Here is a 19,789-nt window from a genome sequence, read left to right on the forward strand (position 1 = left end):
TGTTACGTGAAAAAACTCATTCTAGTAGTTTTCTTTCTTCCTCTTTTTCTTTTCAGTCAATCTGAAAAAAATCCTTGTGAAACACTATCTAGCATAAATTCACTTATTCAAAATAATCATTACAGACCTAAACCGGTAGACGATAGTTTATCGGTTTATGTTTTTAGAACCTTTTTGAGCCGCTTAGATGAAGACAATCGCTTGTTTATAGAACCCGAAATCGCTGCGCTTAAAAAACACGAATATCAAATTGACGATTACATCAACTCCAAAAACTGTGATTTTCTAAACGATTTTTATGTTGCCTATTCCAAAACTATTGCCAGATATAGGTTATTATTAAAGGTCATCAAAGAAGAACCTTTTGCTTTGAGCAGTGATGAAAATGTTATTTTTTCGAAAGATACTTTTCCTCATGTGAAAGATGAAACTGAACTCAAACATTTGTACAAAAAAAGAATACTTTTTACCATACTTCGAGAAACGGCAGAATTGAGTACCAATAAAGATTCGTTACTAGCCAATTTTAATGCCATTACCCTTAAAAATAAGGATAAAGTTTTTGAAAAATTTGATTGTAAAATAGCCAGTTACGAGCTGAGTAAAAGTGATTTTAACGCTATTTTTTATGAAGTGTTCTGCTCCTATTTTGATCCACACACCGAATATTTCTCAGAAAACGACAAAACTTCGTTCTTATCCACCGTTAGCCCTGACAATCTTACCTTCGGTTTGTATATTTCACTAGATGAAAAAGAGGATTTGATTGTTGATGAAGTTATTCCTGGGAGTTCAGCTTATGCGTTGCATAAAATTGATAAAGGTGATCAAATCTTGAAAATAAAATACAAGAAAGAGGAATTTGAAATTGCTTGTTCTTCGATGAAAAAAATTGAGGAAATTATTAGTTCCAATGATTATAAGATTGCTGATTTTACGTTCAGAAAAAAAAGCGGTGAAATATACAGTGTGCGATTGCGAAAAAAAGTTATGAGAGATTATCAGAACAATGTCTATAGTTTTTTGTTAAAAAAAGATAACGCCACTTTTGGATACATTAAAATTCCGAGTTTTTATACCACGTTCGAAAACGGAAAAACCACTATGACGGATGATTTTGCCAAAGAAATATTCAAACTTCAAAACGATGACATCGATGGTTTAATTATAGATGTTGAAAACAATGGTGGCGGTTCGATGGGAGAAGCCATGACGCTTTCGGGAATGTTAATTGACTCTGGTCCTTTGGCCATTTTAAACAATAACAAAAACAATAAAACCATTTTAAGAGATACCAATGTAGGCACAATTTACAATGGTCCAATGGTGGTTCTGATTAATGGATTTTCTGCTTCTGCTAGTGAATTTTTTGCCAATGCGATTCAAGATTACAATCGTGGTATTATTATAGGTACTAAATCATTAGGAAAGGCATCCATGCAAAGAATTTATCCACTCAATCCAAATAATGATGAATTTTTAAAACTAACGCTCGAATTATTTTATCGTGTTACTGGGAAAAGTAATCAATATGATGGCATTACTCCCGATATTGAAATTCCAACGTTGTTTGATTCACAAATGCCGAGAGAAAGTAGTAATAAAACGGCACTGAAAAATGATATTTTAGGTGAAAGTTTAAGCTTTAATTATTTGCCGAAAAGTGTCTATTCACAAGTCATTTCCAACAGTAAAACTAGAGTCGAAAGTAATATATATTCCAACGAAATTTCGGATTTGAACGCTAGAATTAATCCCTTTTTTGATAATGATTTACCACCAATTACGTTGCAATTTGATACTGTGTTTGATAATGTAGCAAAAATAAATACCTTGTGGAAAGAAGTTAAAACAGCGGCTGAAAAAGAATATCCTATTGCCGTTGAATTAAACACAGTTGATGTTTTATACCAAAAACAAGATGATTTTTTGAAAACAAATAATACCGAAAGAGCCAAAGTTGTCAGACAAAATTATCATATACTAGAAGCTGTGAATATTTTAAATGATATTAAAAATTTGAAACCCTAAAGGTTTTTTTGGTTTATAAACCAAATTAGGTTGCATCATTTGCATTAACCGAATAATACCTTATTTTTGCAATCAAATTTGACATAAAAAATAATAGTCGCAGGAATGGGAAGAGCATTTGAATTTAGAAAAGGGAGAAAAATGAAACGCTGGTCAGCTATGGCCAAAGCGTTCACACGTATTGGAAAAGATATTGTAATGGCGGTTAAAGAAGGCGGACCAAATCCCGAAGCCAACTCACGTTTAAGAGCTGTTATACAAAATGCAAAATCGGCCAACATGCCGAAAGAGAACGTAGAACGTGCTATTAAAAAAGCAACGGACAAAGACACGGCTAACTACAAAGAACAACTTTTTGAAGGGTATGCTCCTCACGGAATTGCTCTCTTAATAGAAACAGCTACCGACAATAACAATAGAACAGTTGCTAATATTAGAAGTTATTTCAATAAATGCAACGGAACATTAGGAACACAAGGTTCGGTGGAATTTATGTTTGATCACACGTGTAATTTTAGAATTCCAAATAACAATATTGATATTGAAGAAATGGAATTGGAATTTATTGATTTTGGTGCCGAAGAAATTTTTGCTGATGAAGATGGTATTTTAATTTATGCGCCTTTCGGAAGTTTTGGTGCTATTCAAAAAGAATTGGAAAGCCGTGGCATTGAAATCTTATCTTCAGGATTTGAGCGTATTCCACAAATCACCAAAAAGCTTACTGAAGCTGAAATGGCTGACGTTGAAAAACTGATTGAAAAAATTGAAGAAGATGATGACGTGATGAACGTATATCATACTATGGAAGAGTAATCAAAATTTAATCTATAACTAGTAAATCCGTTTTGTGAAAGCAGAACGGATTTTTTTATTTTATTGATTAATAATTACTTATAGTTTTATAAAAAAAATAGTATAAAAAATTTGTAACATTCAAATAAGTACATCGTATAACTAAAGATTTTTATATTAGAAAAGTATTTCGAATTAACGCTATGTAGCGACATTTCAAATTAATAAAATTTGAATTAACCTCTTTTCAATATCATCTACTCTAAAAATTCCAACAAAAAAATTAATTTAAATCAATTAACAATGACAGACATTTTTACTTATTGGTGGGTATTACTTCTTGTATTATCTATTGTACTTTACAAATTTGTTTTACGCGTATTTTTTGGAATGGTAATCGTTCCCGAGGATAAAATTGGGTTAGTAACCAAGAAATTTGTACTATTTGGAGCTGATAAATCATTACCCGATGGACGAATTATCGCTACCAAAGGTGAAGCAGGTTATCAGGCACAAACTTTAGCACCAGGTTTATATTGGATGAAGTGGATTTGGCAATATTCTATAGATATGACATCTTTTACTATCATTCCCGAAGGGAAAATTGGTCTAATATTGAGTAAAGACGGAAAAGAAATTCCAACGGGTAGAATTCTTGCTCGTAAAGTAGATAGCGATAACTTTCAAGATGCCACAGCTTTTTTAAATAATGGTGGTCAAAAAGGTCGTCAATCCGCTTTTATTACTACAGGTTCGTATCGTATTAATACTTTTTTATTCGAAATTGTAATTGCGGATCAAATCAAGATTTTTGAAAACATGGTCGGAATTGTCACTGCGCTTGATGGAGATCCAATTCCTCAAGGACAAATTGCAGGAAAATATGTTGATGGACATAATAATTTTCAAGATTTCGATTATTTCTTAGAAAAAGGTGGCAATCGTGGTTTACAACCTCAAGTAATGTTAGCGGGTTCCTATTATATTAATTCTTGGGCCATTCAAATTGAACAAAATCCAATGACTGATGTGCCAATTGGTTATGTTGGCGTTGTAATATCCTATATTGGAGAAGATGGTAAAGACGTTACTGGTGAAACGTTCAAACACGGAAATATCGTTTCAAAAGGTCAGCGTGGAGTTTGGATGGAGCCATTTGGACCTGGAAAATATGCTTTGAATAAGTACACTACCAAATTAGAACCTGTTCCAACCACTAACTTAGTTTTAAACTGGGCAAATGCACGAAGTGAGTCACATGATTTAGATAAAAACTTATCTACAATTACTGTACGTTCAAAAGATGGTTTTCCATTTAATTTGGATGTGGCACAAATCATTCACGTTCCTGCCAACGAAGCGCCAAAAGTTATTGCGCGTTTTGGAAGCATGACCAACTTGGTTTCACAAGTTTTAGAACCTACGATTGGTAACTATTTTAGAAACTCAGCGCAAGATAGCGATGTGATTTCGTTTTTGAGTACACGTAAAGAAAGACAAGAATCAGCCAAGAACCATATCAAAGCGGTTTTAGATGAATACAATGTGAATGCTGTTGATACTTTGATTGGAGATATTGTTCCACCCGATTCCTTGATGAAAACGTTAACCGATAGAAAAATTGCTGAAGAAGAGCAAAAAACGTATCAAACCCAAAGAATGGCGCAAGAACAACGTCAAGGTGTAGAAAAAGAAACTGCAATTGCCGACATGCAAAAAGAAATTGTAAAAGCGTCGCAAAGTGTTGAAATTGCTCAAAGAACTGCCGATGCAACGGTTAAGAAAGCCGAAGGTGATGCAACAAGTTTAAAGTTAAATGTAAATGCCGAAGCCGAAGCTACAAAAATGCGTGCTAATGCAGAAGCAGAAGCGACTAAAGCAAGAGCTGGCGCACAAGCCGAAGCAACAAAATTAAACGCAAGTGCCGAAGCTGAAAAGATTTCTAAAACAGGTTTGGCCGAAGCTGAAAAAATTATGGCAATTGGAAAATCAACTGCAGAAGCTTATCAATTACAAGTTTCGGCAATGGGTGGTGATAACTTTACTAAATACAAAATCACCGAAGAAATTGGTAAAGGTGGCATCAAAGTAATTCCAGATGTGTTAATCACTGGCAACAATGGTTCCGAAGGCGGAATAAGTGGCTTACTCGGAATGAAATTGATGGAAATGATGGACACTAAAAATGAAAAAGAAGATTCTAAAAAGAAATAATTAGTTTCTGAATACATTGGAATCCGTTTTGTGAAAGCAAAGCGGATTTTTTATTTTCACAAAATATTAGCATTTGTAAAAAAAAGTTGCAGTCCAATATTAGTTACTTTTACAAAAAAAATAAAATGGCTCGATTTCAAGAAAACGACTTACCAAAAGCAAAACTTAATGCCAGTACCTTAAGCAAAGCCCTATTAATATTCAAATATGCCGAAAACCACAAATGGAAATTCTATTTGGGTTTGGTTTTTCTTTTATTCACAGGTGCAACGGCATTGGCTTTCCCTAAATTATTAGGAATGCTTGTGGATTGTGTTACTGCTAAAGATTTAGTTCAAGCGCGAAATATTGCACTTGGTTTGATGGGTATTTTACTTTTACAATCGTTCTTTTCGTTTTTCAGATTGTCCTTGTTTATCAATTTTACTGAAAATACGTTGGCTAATATTCGATTGGCTTTGTACAGTAATTTGATAAAATTGCCCATGACCTTCTTTTCTCAAAAACGTGTTGGCGAATTGAACAGTCGTATTAGTTCTGATATTACCCAAATTCAAGATACTTTAACCACAACTATTGCTGAGTTTTTGCGACAATTTATTTTGATTATTGGTGGTGTGATTTTTTTGGCGACCATTAGTTTTAAACTAACAGTCATGATGCTTTGCATCGTTCCGGTTGTAGCGGTTGCGGCTGTTATTTTTGGTAGATTTATTCGTAAATTTTCAAAAAGTGTGCAAGATCAAGTTGCCGAAAGTCAGGTTATTGTAGAAGAAACGTTACAAGGCATTAGTAATGTCAAAGCTTTTGCCAACGAATGGTATGAAATTGCACGCTATAAAGGTAAGATTTCAGAAGTAGTTAAATTAGCTATCAAAGGCGGAAAATACCGTGGTTACTTTGCTTCCTTTATTATATTTTGTTTGTTTGGTGCTATTGTTGCCGTTGTTTGGTATGGTGTAAGTTTGTGTATCAATGGTGAAATTAAAGGTGTTGGCGAATTGATTTCTTTTGTTTTATATTCCACTTTTATTGGTGCTTCTTTTGGTGGCATTGCCGAATTGTATGCTCAAATTCAAAAAGCTGTTGGTGCCACCGAACGTGTTTTTGAATTATTAGACGAAACTCCTGAGAAAATCAATGCCACACAAAATCATTCCACAGCAAAGATTAAAGGTAATGTAACTTTTAAAAATGTACAATTTAGTTATCCATCACGACCAGAAATTCAGGTATTGAAAGATGTGTCATTTACGGCAAATTTTGGCCAAAAGATTGCTATTGTAGGTCCAAGTGGCGCAGGAAAATCTACAATCTCTTCACTCCTACTCCGTTTTTATGATATTGATGGTGGGCAAATTTTAATTGATGATAAAAACATTTACGATTATGATTTAGAAAATCTTCGTGGCAATATGAGTATCGTTCCACAAGATGTAATCCTATTTGGTGGAACCATTCGAGAAAATATTGCTTACGGAAAACCAAATGCTACCAATGAAGAAATTCTATTGGCAGCCAAACAGGCGAATGCATTAGATTTCGTTAACGGATTTCCTGAAAAATTTGAAACTTTGGTAGGAGAACGTGGTATCAAACTTTCTGGTGGACAACGCCAGCGCATTGCTATTGCTAGAGCTTTATTGAAAAATCCTAGTATTTTAATTTTGGATGAAGCAACGTCATCTTTAGATAGTGAAAGTGAAAAATTGGTTCAAGAAGCTTTAGAAACTTTGATGGAAGGAAGAACTAGTATCATCATCGCGCATCGTTTAGCAACGATTAGAAACGCTGATGCTATATTAGTTTTAAACGAAGGAATGATAACTGAAAAAGGAACGCACCAAGAATTATTGGCAATTGATAAAGGTTTATATAAGAATCTTAGCAATCTTCAATTCTCTGGGAGTTAAAAACAACAAAAACGCCAAGCTTTGCTTGGCGTTTTATATATCTAATCAGTTTTTAACTTATTTTTATTTAATAAATTCTACTTTCTGAACTTCTTCAGCATTAATACTATCGAAGAAACCTTGCTCATTCATCCAATCATCGCTGAATACTTTGCTCATATAACGCGAACCATGATCTGGGAAAATGGCAATTACATTACTGTTTTCATCAAACTCACCTTCTTCTGCATATTGTTTGATAGCTTGCATTACGGCACCTGAAGTATAACCTACAAACAATCCTTCTTTTTTAACAATTTCTCTAGTAGTGTGCGCACTTTCTTCATCGGTAACTTTCATGAAATGATCAATTACATCGAAATCAGTTGCAGTTGGAATTAGATTTTTACCTAATCCTTCTATTCTGTATGGATAAATTTCATCAGCATCAAACTCTCTAGTTTCGTGGTATTTTTTCAATACAGAACCAAAAGCATCTACACCAAGAATTCTAATGTTTGGATTTTTTTCTTTTAAATATTTAGCAGCACCAGATATTGTTCCACCTGTTCCACTACAAGCAATTAAGTGAGTTACTTTTCCATTGGTTTGTTCCCAAATTTCTGGACCTGTAGATTTGTAATGCGCATCAATATTCAATTGATTGAAATATTGGTTGATATAGACAGAACCTTTTGTTTCTTCGTGTAAACGCTTAGCAACATTATAATAAGAACGTTCATCATCAGCAGAAACGTGTGCTGGACAAACATATACTTTGGCACCTAAGCTACGAAGCATGTCAATCTTATCTTTAGAAGATTTTGAACTTACGGCTAATATACAATTATATCCTTTGATGATGCTAACCATAGCCAAACTAAAACCGGTGTTACCTGATGTAGTTTCAATGATTGTATCACCAGGAGTAAGAATTCCTTGTTTTTCAGCTTCTTCTATGATATATAATGCAATTCGGTCTTTAGTAGAGTGACCCGGATTGAAAGCTTCAACTTTTGCGTAAAAATTTCCTTGTAAAGATTCGGTGATTTTGTTGAGTCTAATTAGAGGAGTGTTCCCTATTAAACCTAATACATTATCGTAAGCTTTTATATTTTCTTTCATAAAATAATTAGTCAAGGCATTGTAAGAAGACATTATTACAGTCTTATAAACTTTGCAAATTTAATAAAAAATATTTTAAACTATCTTTTTATTCCTTCTAAATCTAACAAAAAACTATATTCTTTAGCTATTTCCTTAATAGCTTCAAACCTTCCAGACGCACCACCATGTCCTGCTTCCATATTAGTATCCAAATATAATTGATTATTATCTGTTTTCAAAACTCTTAATTTAGCTACCCATTTCGCTGGTTCCCAATACTGTACCTGAGAATCATGCAAACCTGTAGAAATGTACATGTTTGGATAGTCTTGAGCTATTACATTGTCATATGGCGAATAGGAAAGCATATAATTGTAATATTTTTTTTCATTTGGATTTCCCCATTCGTCATATTCGCCTGTCGTTAATGGTATTGTTTCGTCCAACATAGTAGTGACAACATCAACAAAAGGCACTTGTGCAATCACGCCATGGTATAATTCTGGCGCCATATTTACTACAGCACCCATTAATAATCCACCTGCTGAACCACCTTCGGCATATAAATGTTTTAGGGAAGTATATTTTTCCTCAATTAAAAATTTCGAACAATCAATAAAATCAGTGAATGTATTTTTCTTTTTCAATAATTTGCCACTTTCATACCAAGGTCGACCTAAATCTTCTCCACCACGAATGTGAGCAATAGCAAAAATAAATCCTCTGTCTAACAATGATAATCTAACCGAAGAAAAATGACAATCCATCGTTACACCATAAGATCCATAGGCATATAATAATGTTGGGGTTTTGCCTTCCTTTTTCATTCCTTTTCTATACACTATAGAAATTGGTACTTTCACTCCATCTTCGGCTGTTGCCCAAACTCTTTCTTCCTGATAATTGTTTTTATCAAATTTTCCGCCCAAGACTTCGTGTTCTTTTAAAACCGTTTTGTCTTTTGTGTGCATATTAAAATCAATAACAGAAGATGGTGTTGCTAATGATTGATAACTATACCTTAGTATTTCAGTGTCAAAATCAAGATTGGTTGTGGTATAGGCCATATAGGTTTCACTATCAAAAGGCAAATAATATTCTCCTTTCCCAGTCCAAGGTATAATTCGTATTTTATTCAAGCCATCAGCACGTTCTGAAACTACTAAATAGGAAGCAAAAATATCGATGTCTTCTAACAAAACTTCTTCTCGATGCGGAATTACATCTATCCAATTTTCCTTTGAAGTCAATGCTTCAGGAGTTTTCATGAGTTTAAAATTGGTTGCTTTGTCTTTATTAGTAACTATATAGAAATAGTCCCCAAAATGCGACATGGAATATTCCAATCCACGTGTTCTTTTTTGAAAAACCTTAAATTTAGCATCGGGTGTTGCAGACAAAACCGTTTGATATTCGGTAGTTAATGTACTGCTTGAGTTGATGATAATGTATTTTTTTGATTTCGATTTATAAATCGATACGTCATAAGTTTCATCTTTTTCAAAATATACTAGTACATCTTCCTCAGGCGATGTTCCTATTTTGTGTTTGTATATTTTATCGGCACGAAGGGTAACTTCATCTTTTCGAGAATAGAACAGCGTTTTGTTATCACTTGCCCATGTTGCTCCACCAGTAGTATTTTCTAACTTCACTGGAAGAATTTCTCCTGTTATCAAATTTTTTATTTGGATAGTATATTGTCTTCTAGATACCGTATCAATTCCAAAAGATGCCCATATATTATCTTCACTAATACTCAATCCTGATAAATTGAAATAGGAATGTCCTTTTGCCATTTCATTGCAATCGAAAAGTATTTCCTCTTGGGCATCCAAAGTTCCTTTCTTTCTAGAATGAATTGGATAATCACCTCCTTTTTCGTAGCGTGTGATGTAATAGTAGCCATTATAGAAATAAGGTACAGACTCATCATCTTCCTTGATACGAGCTTTCATTTCTTCGAATAAATCTTTCTGAAAATCCTTTGTATGTGCGGTTGATTGTTGGTAATATTCGTTTTCTTGATTGAGGTACTCTATTACTTCAGGATTCTCTCTATCGTTCAACCAATAGTAATTGTCCGTGCGTATGTGCCCGTTTTTTTCCAAAGAATGAGGAATAATTTTAGCTTTGGGCGGAAGAAGAATAGTTTCGTTCATAGTTTATATTAATCAAAGACAAAATTAATTATACTATTGAAGGACTAATCGCTATGAAAAGAAAGTTATGCACTTAGAAATTAACATTTTTTTCCTAGAAAGTAATCTTTTCCAAAGCTTCTAAAACATATTCATGCATTACTTGTCGGTAATCAAGATGGGTTACCATACGTAGTTTACCTTGTCCCATGGAACTAATTAGAATACCTTTTGATTTTAATTTTTCGATAACAATTTTTTCATTCAATGCTTTTATTACTTCAAAAATTAAAATATTGGTTTCTACTGTTGCTACTTTTTCTATCCAAGGTAGTTGTTGTAAAACCTCTCCTAATTCCTTTGCTCTTCTGTGGTCGTCTTCTAATCTATTGATGTTATTTTGCAAAGCGTAAATTCCGGCTGCAGCTAAATATCCCGATTGGCGCATGTTGCCTCCAAATATTTTTCGGATGCGTAAAGCACGATGCATTGTTTCAGCATCTGAGAGTAAGACGGAACCAATAGGACAGCCTAACCCTTTTGAAAAACAAACCGAAATAGTGTCAAATAATTCTCCGAATTGTTTGGGTTGTTGCTTTTTGGCAATCATAGCATTCCAAAGTCTAGCACCGTCTAAATGGTATTTTAGATTATTATCCACACAAACTTGCTTGATTTTTTTGAGTTCTTCTAGTTCATAACAAGCGCCACCACCTTTATTAGTGGTGTTTTCAATTCCTACCATTTTGGATAATGGTGCATGATAAAATTCTGGATCATTGATACCTGCTTTTACTTGTTCGGCTGTAATCATGCCACGGTTTCCATCTAATAAATTAAAATTAACGCCACTGTTGGCTGATGCACCACCAGATTCATATAAATGAATATGAGACCATTTATCGCAAATGATTTGGTCACCAGGATTGGTATTTAATTTAATTGCCGTTTGGTTTGCCATCGTTCCTGTTGGAAAAAACAAAGCAGCTTCCATTCCAAATAAATCGGCTACCATTTTTTCAAAAGCATTGACAGTTGGATCTTGTTTGAACACATCATCACCCACTTTGGCATTAAACATGGCTTGCAACATCTCTGGAGATGGCTTGGTAACGGTATCGCTTATTAAATTAATTTCCATTTTCTAATTGTATGACTTACATTTGTGCCACAAAACTACATTATTTATGACAAATACCGAACAAATTAAAGGTATTGTAGAACGTCTTGGTGCGTTGAGGAGGTATCTTTGACATTGATGCCAAGCTTATCGAAATAACGAACGAAGAAGAAAAAACCTTTGCACCCGACTTTTGGAATAACGCAAAAGATGCCGAAATTATTATCAAAAACTTGCGCTCCAAAAAGAAATGGGTAGAAGATTTTGAGAAAGGCAATGCCATGGCGGAAGAACTTCAAATAATTTACGAATTCTTTAAAGAAGGTGATGCTACTGAGGAAGAACTAGACCATCAATATGAAATTACCAATGCACATCTTGAAGACTTAGAGTTCAGAAACATGCTTTCAGATGAAGGCGACAGTATGAGTGCTGTGATTCAAATTACTGCTGGTGCTGGTGGAACTGAAAGTTGCGATTGGGCTTCGATGTTGATGCGAATGTATTTGATGTGGGCTGAAAAACAAGGATACAAAATCAAGGAATTGAACTTTCAAGAAGGTGAAGTTGCTGGTATAAAAACGGTAACCCTCGAAATTGAAGGCGATTTTGCTTTTGGTTATTTGAAAGGAGAAAACGGTGTACATCGTTTGGTGCGGATTTCACCATTTGATAGTAATGCAAAACGCCATACTTCTTTTGCTTCCGTTTATGTCTATCCATTAGTGGATGATACCATTGAAATTGACATTAATCCTGCTGATATAGAAATCATTACGTCTCGTTCGAGCGGTGCAGGTGGACAAAATGTAAATAAAGTAGAAACTAAAGTGCAATTATTTCATAAACCTACAGGTATTCAAATTCAATGTTCGGAAACGCGTTCGCAACAAGATAATAGACAACGTGCGATGCAAATGTTGAAATCACAATTGTATGAAATTGAGTTAAAAAAACAACAAGCGCAACGTAGTGATATTGAAGCTGGCAAAATGAAAATCGAATGGGGTTCGCAAATTCGCAACTATGTAATGCATCCTTATAAATTAGTAAAAGATGTCCGTTCTGGATATGAAACTAGTGATGTAGAAGGTGTTATGAATGGCAATTTAGATGAATTTCTAAAAGCCTATTTAATGATGATGGGACAAAAAGAGCAGTAATCAGTCAGTCCCGAAACTTCGGGAACAGGAAACAGATTTTGACTATTATTATAGGATATTCAATTTCAATTGCTTTAATTTGAGAAATATTCAAAATTAATTACTTAATATGAAAACATTCTCAATACTTGAAATCAATGACATACTTTGTGGTGAAATTGTTGGTTCTACTTCAACAAAAATCACTGCTCCAGAACAATTAGAATCCGCATCGGAAACTGAAATTTCATTTATTGGCAATAAAAAATATGAGAAGTTTTGGGAGTCATCAAAAGCGCGTGTTGCAGTAGTGAATGAAGATATCGCTATTCAACCTGGGGAAAATCGTGCTTTTATAAAAGTTAAGAATGCCGATTTGGCCATGTCTCAGGTTTTGGAATTATTTGCGCCACCTACTCCAATTTTTAGCATAGATATTCATCCAACAGCTGTCATAGACAGTTCTTGTGTTATAGGAAATGGAACTAAAATTGGTGCAGGTTGCTACATTGGTCCAAAAGTAACTATCGGAGAAAAAACCATTATTTATCCAAATGTTACCATATTAGACGAATGCAGTATAGGAAACAACACTATTATTTGGTCGGGAACAGTTGTTAGAGAACGATGTCATATAGGAAACAATTGCATTTTACATCCGAATGCATCTATTGGTGCTGATGGTTTTGGGTTTCGTCCCGATCCACAAAGAGGTTTGGTTAAGATTCTACAAATTGGTAATGTGATTATTGGAAATAATGTTGAAATTGGTGCAAACTCTTGTGTTGACAGAGGAAAATTCAGTTCAACTATTGTAGGTGATGGATGTAAAATAGATAACTTGGTTCAAATTGGACACAATTCCAAACTTGGAAAATTCTGTATTATGGCTGGAAATTCTGGTTTGGCTGGTTCTGTAACTTTAGGAAATGGAGTGATTATTGGTGGAAGTGCTTCTATTAGAGATCACGTAACCATAGGCGATGGAGCGATTGTCGGTGCTGGTTCAGGTGTTGCTGGCGATGTTGAAGCTGGTAAAACTGTTTTGGGTTATCCAGCAGTTGAAGCTCGTGATGCTATGAAGCAATGGGCTATTTTAAAACGATTAGTCAGAGATTCTAATAAATAAATTTTTATTGCCTTAAAAAATACCTATATTTGCAACGAGGATTCCGAAAGGAAGTTACACCTTACCGCAATTGTCGATCGCTCCAGATCGACTTTTGTATTTTATATAAATAGCGAAAGCCCAAAATAGAAGACTATTTTGGGCTTTCGTTATATAATAAGTAAATTTTATAAAACTTCTTTTAAAAAGTTTTGTAAAGCTTGCCAAGAACGCATATCAGCTAATTGATTGTAAGCTGCACCTTTACTATTATCATTTCCAGCATCTTTATGAGTGAACGCATGTACCGAATTAGCATAAAAAACCATTTGCCAATCGGCTCCAGAAGCTCTCATTTCTTCTTGAAAATTATCTACTTCTTCTTTTGGCACATAAGGATCATCTGCACCGTGAAGCACTAACACTTTTGGAGTTATTTTATCTATTGGTCTTGTAGCATCTTTACCCAAACCACCATGAAAAGAAACAACGCCTTGTACTTTCATATTAGCTCTTGCCGCTTCGATGGCACCAGTACCACCAAAACAATATCCCATGACCACAATTTTATCTGGATTTGCTCCAAGTTTAACCAGTTCATTCAAAGCCAATTGAATTCTTTTTTGGTATTCGGTATAATTTTTTTTGTAATAACCAGCTTTTGGTCCCGCTTCTGAAGGATTTTTAGGTCTGCTATCTTTACCATAAATATCGGCAACAAATGAGTAATAGCCTAGTTCAGCAAGTTTTGTGGCACTTTCTTTAGAATGCAAATCAACTCCTAACCAAGCTGGTAATATTAATACACCTGGTTTGTCTTTCAATTCATTTTTTGGTTTGATACTAAAACCACTGAGTACTTGTTCGCCATCTTTATAATCTACAGCTTTAAGCTGAGAAAATATTGTATTAGATGCCAATAGAAAAGTTAGGGCAAGAATAATATGTTTCATTTTTTATCTTTTTTATTTTGAGCAAAATTAACTGTTTACAAATAGAACAAAGGTTAAAAGAATATTAAATAGTCAAACAACTCAACAGTTTGAAATTTATATCCCTATTTCAACTTGAAAGCGTAAATACCAAAGATTTTTGGAACTACCATCATAATATTGCAAAGTATCATAATTGAGTTCAGCTTGTAACTTAAAAGTATGTTGCCAAAAATATTTAGTTGCTCCAATGGAATACTGTCTTGTATTGGGTGTTAAAGTTTCAATATCATTACCCACATTTTGCAAAGAATATCTTGCTATAAATTCATAATTGGATTTGGTAATATAACTAGCTTGATAATCGAAACCATTACCCACAAACACATAATTAAACTCCGAAACATTATCAGGATTGTACGTTATAGGATTTTCAGAAGTAGTTCTCGACATATAACTCATCATGGCTGCCCAACCTTTGTATTTGAACATAGCATCGAGCAAAACTGATTTCATTGTTCGCTTTTCAAACAAATCATTTCCTAGTTGACCTTGGGTTCGCTGTGCATGATTGTTTTGCTGGAAAGCACCAGAAAACATTAGCTTTGGTTTTTTCTCCCGCATAATATCACCTTCAAAATAGGTTCCGTCTTTTGTAAAGGCACCAAACGGTAACAACTCTACTTTTCCTGTAACGGCTATTCCATCATCGGCGTTTCCAGTTTGGTTTCTTCCTTCACCACCAGAAATTGCAGTTTTAAAGTTATAAGAGAATTTATCTTTGAACTCATTCATATTGTGTACTTGAAATCCAAAATCTCTATCAATAGTAAATCTAGCATTATTGATAGTTCTATCGGTTAACTGCAAAGCACCCGATGAATTTACACGTTGTCTGTTACCAGGTAATTTAGTTTGTCCAAAACTCATATTCCAATTTTTATTCGGGCGGTATATTACTACAGCATCCCTTATAATGTTGATGCTTTCACCTTCTTGTACTTCGCCAACATCTCCTGGAGCGAATGATAACTGAATTACGTATAATATTTTTGGTGAACCAACATAACCATCGAAACGCAATCGCAATCGACGTACTTGACCCTGATAGGCACCATTCTCATCTTCTTCTTGAATGTAAGTAACCCTATTTTGCATTCGGAAACGAATGTTCAATTGAAACAAACTATCGGGTGAAGTCATCCCAATTCCTTTCCCGAAACTATAATAAGGCAAAGTAGATAACTTGATATCATTATCCTGTTTGGTTTGCTCAATATTAATTTGAGCATAAGTAACAATGGAAATTAGAAAAAATAAAATTAGAAATGCTTTTTTCATTTTAAGATGTTTCTAAGTTCTAATTTAGGGTTAGTAACTTTCAATTAATGTTTTGATTACAATTTAGTAATACGTTAAAAATATTCATAAAAAAACCAACCATTATAGTTGGTTTTTGAACTTGCAAAAAATATTATAAAAATAATTTTAAAAAATAATAAACCAAAGCAGCCAAAACAGCGGAAACAGGTATTGTTAAAATCCAAGCCCACAATAGTTTTACAGTTACACCCCAACGTACCGCAGAAACTCTTTTGGTTACTCCTACTCCAATGATGGAACCTGTAATAGTATGTGTCGTAGAAACTGGAATTTTAAAATGTTCTGTTGTAAATAAAGTTAGTGCACCTGCTGACTCAGCGACAACACCTTCAAAAGCGGATACTTTCGTGATTTTAGAACCCATTGTTTTCACAATTTTCCAACCTCCACTCAATGTTCCTAATGCGATAACCGTATAACACGTTAATGGAATCCAACCTGGCATACTGGCTTCAATTCCTTTATCAGGATCAGGTAAAACCACATTCAAATCTAACCAACCATCAGACATATTTACGTGTGGATTCATTCTTAAGTAAACAGCAACTGCTGCGGCAATAATACCCATTACTTTTTGGGAGTCATTTCCACCATGTCCTAAACTGAAAGCTGCGGAAGATAACAATTGCATTTTCTTTAGAACTTTCTCCGCTTTGGCAGTAGAAAAACTACTGAATACCAAATTAAAAATTGCCAAACTAAAAAATATTACAGCAACCAAAAACCATTTGATGTTAGAAGGTTCACTAATAAAATACCAATATTTATTATGAAATAATGCTTTTTTTGGAACTGCATCATACTTTAAAACTGATAGCAAAAACAAAGTGACCAAAACCATTAGTGTAATGGTAAATATTTTTGGATAAATATTTTTCTTAGAAGAATACATCATCCAAAGAGAAATAAAATAGGAAATTATCATTCCCAATAACGGTGCAAAAACAATAAATAAAATTACTATCAAAACACCTGATGGCAATAACTCCCCATGTTTTGCTTCATTAATCCAATTGACTATTTTAAAACCAGCATGTTCTGGATTAACAACATCTCTAAATCCATGAGCTATTGCCGCACCTGCAAAACCTCCAATTAAAGTATGGGATGAAGAGGATGGAATTCCTTTCCACCAAGTTAAGAGATTCCAAATGATAGCTGCAATTACACCTGCTAAAATAACGACCAAATCAATGCTACTAGTATGAGCCGTTTTGGCGACAGTATCAGCAACACCAAAACCAAAAACCCAATAAGCCATAAAGTTGAAAAGTGCTGCCCAAAGCACCGCTTGAAAAGGCGATAAAACTTTTGTAGCTACAATGGTAGCAATGGAATTGGCTGCATCATGAAAACCGTTGATATAATCAAATATCAAAGCAAGAACAATAATGACTATTAATAAAGTAAAATCCATAAACGTTATTATTAATTAAAAACTTTTATGAATGTTTTACTGAAATTTGTTCCATAACATTGGAAACACTTTTGCATTTATCCGAAGCAGACTCCAAAGCAGAAAGTACTTCTTTGTATTTAATGATGTTTTTAACATCGGTTTCGTTCTCAAAAATATCGGCAACCGCTTTATCAAAAACAGAGTCCGCTTTGCTTTCCAATTTATTGATTTTTTTACACGTTTCTTTAATGGCTTTGTGATCTTTCATATCTTTCAACTCTTTGATACCAACATTAATCAATTGACAGGCTTCTAAATTAATCTCGGTTAATTTTCGAATAGACTTTGTGATTTTTTCAACTTGATACAAGCGCATTCTACTGGCAGCGCCATGCATATAATCGGCCACATTATCAATGGCTTTTATTAAAGCGTGGATATCTTCTCTATCGAAAGGTGTAATAAAATTTCTACTCAACTCTAAGTGAGTTTTATGTGTAATCTCTTCGATTGCTGCTTCTAAATCCTCTATCTTGCTGTAATATTCTTCTCGTTCTGCTTTAGGTGCATTAACCGCTTCATGTAATGTTTCGGCAAGGATAACTAGATTTGCTGATGCTTGTTCGAAAAGTGGAAAGAATTTTTTATCTTTTGGAACTAGAAATTGGAAAATACTGTTTAATGACATAGTGTTAAAATTTGATGCAAATGTAAATCACTTATGTTAAGTGAATATTAATAAATCAAAATAATGAAGTGACAAAAGTATACAATTTGTTAACATTATTTCTTAAAAAAACAGAATACAAAACTTTGAAATCCTTTTTGTATTTTAGCACACAATCAAAACTACACATTTTAACCATGGACATCAACTTCAATAAAAACGAAGATTACAACAAACTTTTACTAACCGATTTAAAACAACATTTTGCCAAAGTCAAATTAGGTGGCGGTCAAAAAAGAATTGAAAAACTCCACGCCGAAGGTAAAATGACGGCTCGTGAACGTATTGATTATTTACTGGATTCTAAGGCAAAAAGTATTGAAATTGGTGCTTTTGTAGGCGATGGAATGTATGCAGAACATGGTGGTTGTCCATCTGGTGGTGTGGTGGTAAAAATGGGCTATATCAAGGGCAAACAATGTATTGTAGTGGCCAATGATGCTACTGTAAAAGCTGGTGCCTGGTTTCCGATTACTGCAAAAAAGAACCTTCGCGCTCAGGAAATTGCCATGGAAAATCGACTTCCTATTATTTATTTAGTAGATTCTGCAGGTGTTTATTTGCCCATGCAAGACGAAATTTTTCCCGATAAAGAACATTTTGGAAGAATTTTTAGAAACAATGCCCAAATGAGTAGCATGGGAATAACTCAAATTGCAGCCGTGATGGGAAGTTGTGTGGCTGGTGGTGCTTATCTTCCTATCATGAGTGATGAAGCCATGATTGTTGATAAAACTGGAAGTATTTTCTTGGCCGGAAGTTATTTAGTGAAAGCGGCTATTGGCGAAAACATAGATAACGAAACATTGGGTGGTGCAACTACACATTGCGAAATCTCAGGAGTGACTGATTATAAAGCCAAAGACGACAAAGACGCTTTGGACCGAATTAAAAGCATAGTCGGAAAAATTGGTGATTACGAAAAAGCAGGTTTTAATCGTGAAAAACCCGAAAAACCAGCCTTAGAAGAAAAGGATATTTACGGCATTATTCCAAAATCAAGAAGTGACCAATATGACATGATGGAAATCATTAAACGATTGGTAGACAACTCAGAAATGGATATGTATAAAGAAGATTATGGAAAATCCATCATCACATGTTATGCTCGAATTGACGGTTGGGCTGTGGGAATTATTGCCAATCAAAGAACGGTTTCTAAAACTAAAAAAGGCGAAATTCAATTTGGTGGTGTTATTTATTCGGACTCTGCAGACAAAGCCACACGATTTATTGCCAATTGCAACCAAAAGAAAATCCCATTGGTTTTTGTGCAAGATGTAACTGGTTTTATGGTAGGAAGCAAAAGTGAACATGGTGGCATTATTAAAGATGGCGCCAAAATGGTAAATGCTGTTTCCAATTCAGTAGTACCAAAATTTACTGTGATTGTAGGTAATTCATACGGCGCAGGAAATTATGCTATGTGTGGTAAAGCGTATGATCCAAGATTGATATTCGCTTGGCCAAGTGCTGAATTAGCAGTTATGGGTGGAACTCAAGCGGCAAAAGTATTGGCACAAATAGAAGCTTCTTCCTTAAAAGCCAAAGGCGAAACCGTTGATGAAAAAACTGAACAAGCACTCTTTGACAAAATCAAAGCGCGCTATGACTCCCAAACTTCTCCCTATTATGCTGCAGCACGTTTGTGGACTGATGCCATTATTGATCCGCTAGAAACTCGTACATGGATTTCTATGGGAATTGAAGCGGCAAACCACTCGCCTATTGAAAAGAAGTTTAATTTGGGAGTGATACAGGTTTAATCTAAATTAATTAAAATCAACATATCAAAATC

14 protein-coding genes are annotated in these 19,789 nt (G+C 34.3%); 7 read left to right on the forward strand and 7 right to left on the reverse strand.

Going from position 1 to position 19,789, the window contains the following annotated elements; translation table 11 throughout:
• Window positions 1-6 precede the first annotated feature (6 nt).
• The 4 genes from ACSVH2_RS06530 (at window position 7) to ACSVH2_RS06545 (ending at window position 6,953) form a co-directional block, all read left to right on the forward strand.
• Window positions 7-2,031, forward strand: coding sequence for a S41 family peptidase (locus ACSVH2_RS06530; RefSeq protein ID WP_438092359.1), 2,025 nt, complete (start codon window positions 7-9; stop codon window positions 2,029-2,031).
• A gap of 105 nt (window positions 2,032-2,136) precedes the next feature.
• Window positions 2,137-2,847 (forward strand): YebC/PmpR family DNA-binding transcriptional regulator, encoded by a 711-nt coding sequence (locus ACSVH2_RS06535; protein WP_438092360.1) that lies wholly within the window; start codon window positions 2,137-2,139, stop codon window positions 2,845-2,847.
• 282 nt (window positions 2,848-3,129) lie between these two features.
• Complete coding sequence (locus ACSVH2_RS06540) at window positions 3,130-5,040, forward strand: SPFH domain-containing protein (RefSeq protein ID WP_438092361.1); 1,911 nt, start codon at window positions 3,130-3,132, stop codon at window positions 5,038-5,040.
• 125 nt (window positions 5,041-5,165) lie between these two features.
• Entirely contained in the window at window positions 5,166-6,953 is a 1,788-nt protein-coding gene (locus ACSVH2_RS06545) for an ABC transporter ATP-binding protein (RefSeq protein WP_438092362.1), read from the forward strand.
• Window positions 6,954-7,016: 63 nt separating this feature from the next.
• On the opposite strand, the gene ACSVH2_RS06550 is transcribed toward ACSVH2_RS06545, so the two are convergent.
• The 3 genes from ACSVH2_RS06550 to ACSVH2_RS06560 all read right to left on the reverse strand — a co-directional run bounded on the left by ACSVH2_RS06550 (window position 7,017) and on the right by ACSVH2_RS06560 (window position 11,321).
• On the reverse strand, window positions 7,017-8,057 hold the full coding sequence (locus ACSVH2_RS06550) for a PLP-dependent cysteine synthase family protein (RefSeq protein WP_438092584.1): 1,041 nt from the start codon (window positions 8,055-8,057) through the stop codon (window positions 7,017-7,019).
• An 80-nt stretch (window positions 8,058-8,137) separates the two neighbouring features.
• Window positions 8,138-10,201 (reverse strand): S9 family peptidase, encoded by a 2,064-nt coding sequence (locus ACSVH2_RS06555; RefSeq protein WP_438092363.1) that lies wholly within the window; start codon window positions 10,199-10,201, stop codon window positions 8,138-8,140.
• 94 nt (window positions 10,202-10,295) lie between these two features.
• Window positions 10,296-11,321: a threonine aldolase family protein gene (locus ACSVH2_RS06560; protein WP_438092364.1), complete on the reverse strand. Its 1,026-nt coding sequence runs from the start codon at window positions 11,319-11,321 to the stop codon at window positions 10,296-10,298.
• A gap of 46 nt (window positions 11,322-11,367) precedes the next feature.
• Between ACSVH2_RS06560 and prfB the strand changes: the two genes are divergently transcribed.
• Window positions 11,368-12,463, forward strand: a protein-coding gene (gene prfB / locus ACSVH2_RS06565) for a peptide chain release factor 2 (protein ID WP_438092365.1) whose coding sequence is annotated in 2 segments (ribosomal slippage) — window positions 11,368-11,430 and window positions 11,432-12,463 — 1,095 coding nt in all. Because the reading frame shifts where the segments join, the coding sequence is not laid out codon by codon here.
• 109 nt (window positions 12,464-12,572) lie between these two features.
• Window positions 12,573-13,571, forward strand: a complete 999-nt coding sequence (gene lpxD, locus ACSVH2_RS06570; protein WP_438092366.1) for a UDP-3-O-(3-hydroxymyristoyl)glucosamine N-acyltransferase — start codon at window positions 12,573-12,575, stop codon at window positions 13,569-13,571.
• A gap of 167 nt (window positions 13,572-13,738) precedes the next feature.
• Here the strand turns inward: lpxD and ACSVH2_RS06575 are convergent, their stop codons facing one another.
• The 4 genes from ACSVH2_RS06575 to ACSVH2_RS06590 form a co-directional block, all read right to left on the reverse strand.
• Window positions 13,739-14,503, reverse strand: coding sequence for a dienelactone hydrolase family protein (locus tag ACSVH2_RS06575; protein ID WP_438092367.1), 765 nt, complete (start codon window positions 14,501-14,503; stop codon window positions 13,739-13,741).
• A gap of 96 nt (window positions 14,504-14,599) precedes the next feature.
• Window positions 14,600-15,823: a porin gene (locus ACSVH2_RS06580; protein ID WP_438092368.1), complete on the reverse strand. Its 1,224-nt coding sequence runs from the start codon at window positions 15,821-15,823 to the stop codon at window positions 14,600-14,602.
• 133 nt (window positions 15,824-15,956) lie between these two features.
• Window positions 15,957-17,282: an anion permease gene (locus tag ACSVH2_RS06585; RefSeq protein ID WP_438092369.1), complete on the reverse strand. Its 1,326-nt coding sequence runs from the start codon at window positions 17,280-17,282 to the stop codon at window positions 15,957-15,959.
• 25 nt (window positions 17,283-17,307) lie between these two features.
• Window positions 17,308-17,952 (reverse strand): DUF47 domain-containing protein, encoded by a 645-nt coding sequence (locus tag ACSVH2_RS06590; protein WP_438092370.1) that lies wholly within the window; start codon window positions 17,950-17,952, stop codon window positions 17,308-17,310.
• A gap of 176 nt (window positions 17,953-18,128) precedes the next feature.
• Between ACSVH2_RS06590 and ACSVH2_RS06595 the strand changes: the two genes are divergently transcribed.
• On the forward strand, window positions 18,129-19,757 hold the full coding sequence (locus ACSVH2_RS06595; protein ID WP_438092585.1) for an acyl-CoA carboxylase subunit beta: 1,629 nt from the start codon (window positions 18,129-18,131) through the stop codon (window positions 19,755-19,757).
• Window positions 19,758-19,789: the final 32 nt, after the last annotated feature.

Source organism: Flavobacterium sp. RSB2_4_14, from assembly GCF_051547085.1.
In the GTDB taxonomy this organism is placed as follows: Bacteria; Bacteroidota; Bacteroidia; order Flavobacteriales; family Flavobacteriaceae; genus Flavobacterium.

Excerpts from the sequence above, each read along its gene's own strand:
- ACSVH2_RS06580 (WP_438092368.1), bottom strand. The coding sequence starts at position 15,823 with ATGAAAAAAGCATTTCTAATTTTATTTTTTCTAATTTCCATTGTTACT.
- ACSVH2_RS06535 (WP_438092360.1), top strand. The coding sequence starts at position 2,137 with ATGGGAAGAGCATTTGAATTTAGAAAAGGGAGAAAAATGAAACGCTGG.
- ACSVH2_RS06540 (WP_438092361.1), top strand. The coding sequence starts at position 3,130 with ATGACAGACATTTTTACTTATTGGTGGGTATTACTTCTTGTATTATCT.
- ACSVH2_RS06575 (WP_438092367.1), bottom strand. The coding sequence starts at position 14,503 with ATGAAACATATTATTCTTGCCCTAACTTTTCTATTGGCATCTAATACA.
- ACSVH2_RS06545 (WP_438092362.1), top strand. The coding sequence starts at position 5,166 with ATGGCTCGATTTCAAGAAAACGACTTACCAAAAGCAAAACTTAATGCC.
- ACSVH2_RS06590 (WP_438092370.1), bottom strand. The coding sequence starts at position 17,952 with ATGTCATTAAACAGTATTTTCCAATTTCTAGTTCCAAAAGATAAAAAA.
- lpxD (WP_438092366.1), top strand. The coding sequence starts at position 12,573 with ATGAAAACATTCTCAATACTTGAAATCAATGACATACTTTGTGGTGAA.
- ACSVH2_RS06585 (WP_438092369.1), bottom strand. The coding sequence starts at position 17,282 with ATGGATTTTACTTTATTAATAGTCATTATTGTTCTTGCTTTGATATTT.
- ACSVH2_RS06555 (WP_438092363.1), bottom strand. The coding sequence starts at position 10,201 with ATGAACGAAACTATTCTTCTTCCGCCCAAAGCTAAAATTATTCCTCAT.
- ACSVH2_RS06550 (WP_438092584.1), bottom strand. The coding sequence starts at position 8,057 with ATGAAAGAAAATATAAAAGCTTACGATAATGTATTAGGTTTAATAGGG.
- ACSVH2_RS06560 (WP_438092364.1), bottom strand. The coding sequence starts at position 11,321 with ATGGAAATTAATTTAATAAGCGATACCGTTACCAAGCCATCTCCAGAG.
- ACSVH2_RS06595 (WP_438092585.1), top strand. The coding sequence starts at position 18,129 with ATGGACATCAACTTCAATAAAAACGAAGATTACAACAAACTTTTACTA.